Source organism: Kouleothrix sp., assembly GCF_046328425.1.
Lineage (GTDB): Bacteria > Chloroflexota > Chloroflexia > Chloroflexales > Roseiflexaceae > Kouleothrix.
The window spans coordinates 1-2591 of sequence record NZ_JAXLWP010000062.1 but is presented as its reverse complement, the minus strand read 5'-3'; the positions used below and the strand labels follow the sequence as shown (position 1 = coordinate 2591).

The following is a 2591-nucleotide window of genomic DNA, read 5'->3' as shown; positions in this document are numbered from 1 at the left end:
CGCCGAGCGGCGCAGTCAGGTGGTCAAGCGGGCGGCTCCAGATCAGCTGGCCGTTACCAGCTTGAAGCAGGTACACATAGCCCTTCTCGGTTGCTACCACCAGCCGGTCGCCGTCGAGCAGCGGCGCCAGCCGCACCGCGCCATACACGCGCGTGCGCCAGATCGTCCCGCCGCTGCCGGGCGACAGGCCGTACACAAAGCCATCGGCACCGCCAACCACCACCTGGTCGCCACCAGCGGCCGGTGCGCCAAAGCCTGCCTCGCTGCCCTTGCGCCAGCGCAGCGCGCCAGTGTCGGCGCGCAGGCCTAGCAGCCCGCCGTCGAGCGTGCCGACCACCAGCGTGTCGGCCACCTGAGCCAGCGCCGGCCCGCCGGCCAGTTCGGTATCGTAGGCCCACAGCACCTGCTGCGGCAGCGGCAGCTGATCGCCGGTGCTGGCCGGACGCGCGGCGGCAAACGCGCCAATCAGCCAGGCGCCCAGCCCGGCCAGCAGCGCCAACAGCGCCAGCGCGCCGGCCATGCGCAGCACGCGCCGCTGTGGGCGGGCCTGCGGCGCAGCCGAGGTCGTGGCGAAGGACGCGCGCAGATCGGCGAGAAACGCCGCCAGCGACGAGTAGCGCGCGTAGGGCGATTTCGCGAGCGCGCGCAGCAGCACCGCGTTCACCCCAATCGGCAGCGTCGGGCGGTACTCGGTGGGCGGGGCCGGCGGCTCGTAGATATGCGCGTGAACCACCGCAGCGGCGCCGCGCCCATGAAACGGGGGCACACCTGCGAGCAGCTCGTAGGCCACCGCCGCCAGCGCGTACTGGTCGCTGCGCGCGTCGGCACCGCGCCCGGCGGCCTGCTCGGGCGCCATGTAGTGCGGCGTGCCCAGCACCGCGGTGTCGACGGTGCTTTGCGGATTCTCGGCCATGTCGGCCAGGCCGAAGTCGATCAGCACGGCATGATCGCCAGGGCCGATCAGAATATTGCTGGGCTTGACATCGCGGTGCACAATGCCCATGTGGTGAGCGTAATCGAGCGCGCCACCGATCTGGCCGAGGATGTTCAGTGCGCGCTCAGCGCCGATCGGGCCAGCCTCGAGCACCTGGCGCAACGACGGGCCGTCGACATACTCCATCGCCAGAAAAGCGGTGTCGTCGAACTGGCCAAGCTCGTACAGCAGCGCGATATGTGGGTGGCGCAGGCGCGCGGCGCTGATCGCCTCGCGCCGCAGCCGCTCGACAAAGCCAGGCTGGTGCGCCAGCTCGGGCGACAGCACCTTGAGCGCGATCGAGCGGTCGAGTGCCGGCTCGTAGGCGCGGTACACCACGCCCACGCCGCCGCGGCCGATCTCCGCAATCACCTCGTAGCGCTCAAGCTGCGACCATGGCTGTATCATTCGTTCGCGCATGGCTGTTGCTGGGCAGGTCCTAACAACTGCTGGTATACTGTGCATCCATTCTAGCATTCCTTGAACCAGATGCCAAACTCAGCGCCGAGGGCCGCACCATGCACACTAAACAGCCGCCTTTCGCCGAACTCGTTCGCCAGGCCGGCGCGCGCGAGCCGCTCGATCGCCGGGCGTTTCTGCGTGGCTTCGCGCTGGCAGGGATGCTGGCCGGCGGAATGGCCGGGTGCGCCGCGCCCGTGGCCGAGCAACAGCCGCAGCCCCAAAGCGCGATCCCCACACCGCAGCCACGGCTGCGCGCCGCCTTCGCGCACAACGGCCTAAAGACGATCTGGAACCAGCGCGGCCGCGACACTGCGCGTATGCTCGGCCAGCTGCTGGGCATCGACGTAGTGAGCTACGATGGCGAGCTGAGCATCGACAAGCAGCGCCGCGACCTGGAGGAGATCGCCGGGCAAACCTGGGACTTTGTGGTGATCCACCCGCTGGCGGTGAACGCCTATATCGAGCCGGTGCGCCAGATCGTGGCCCACGGTATCCCGGTGATCGATATCGACACGCGCCTGGCCGACGACCTGAGCGACCTGGGCGTCGCTACGCTGCTCGAGCCCGACAACGTTTGGATGGCCGAGCAGGTGACCGAGGCGCTGGTCGAGGCGGCCCAGAGCACGAGCTTCGAGATCATTCATACGCAGGGGCTGCTGACGCACACCGGCGCGCAGGGCCGCGCCCTGGGCTTCCGCAATGTGCTGGCGCGCTACCCCGGTATCAAGGTGGTCGATGAAACCCCCGGCGACTGGGATGTCGACAAGGTCACGCGGCTGTGGGCCGACCTGCTGCAGCGCTACCCGAACGTGCGCGCGGGGTTCTGCCACAACGATGAGATGGCCCTGGCGGCGTTGCGCGCGATCAACCAGGCCGGCAAACAGGGCCAGATCCTGATCGGCGGCGTCGACGGCATCCCCGAAGCTTGCGCCGCCGTCGCGCGCAGCGATATGGTTGCCACCGTGCTGAACCCAACCGGCCGCATCCACGGCGGCGCGCTGTGGGTCGGCTACTTCCTGGCGACCCAAGGCCAGGCTGCGAACGTCCCGCGCTTTATTCGCGTCGACGGGGGAGTCATAGGCAAAGATACGGCAGCCGGCTACATCTGGCAGGGCGACCACCTGCTGATTTAGGGGCTCGGAAAGTCCACATCATC

The 2591-nt window shown here is 68.9% G+C and carries 2 protein-coding genes; one reads left to right on the top strand and one right to left on the bottom strand.

The window, feature by feature from the left end:
* Positions 1-1381, bottom strand: a 1381-nt coding sequence (locus tag U0177_RS28910) for a protein kinase domain-containing protein (protein WP_409574165.1), incomplete at its 3' end; no start/stop codon positions are given.
* Between the two features lie 110 nt (positions 1382-1491).
* Here U0177_RS28910 and U0177_RS28905 point away from each other — a divergent pair.
* Positions 1492-2568: a sugar ABC transporter substrate-binding protein gene (locus U0177_RS28905; RefSeq protein WP_409574164.1), complete on the top strand. Its 1077-nt coding sequence runs from the start codon at positions 1492-1494 to the stop codon at positions 2566-2568.
* Positions 2569-2591 lie beyond the last annotated feature (23 nt).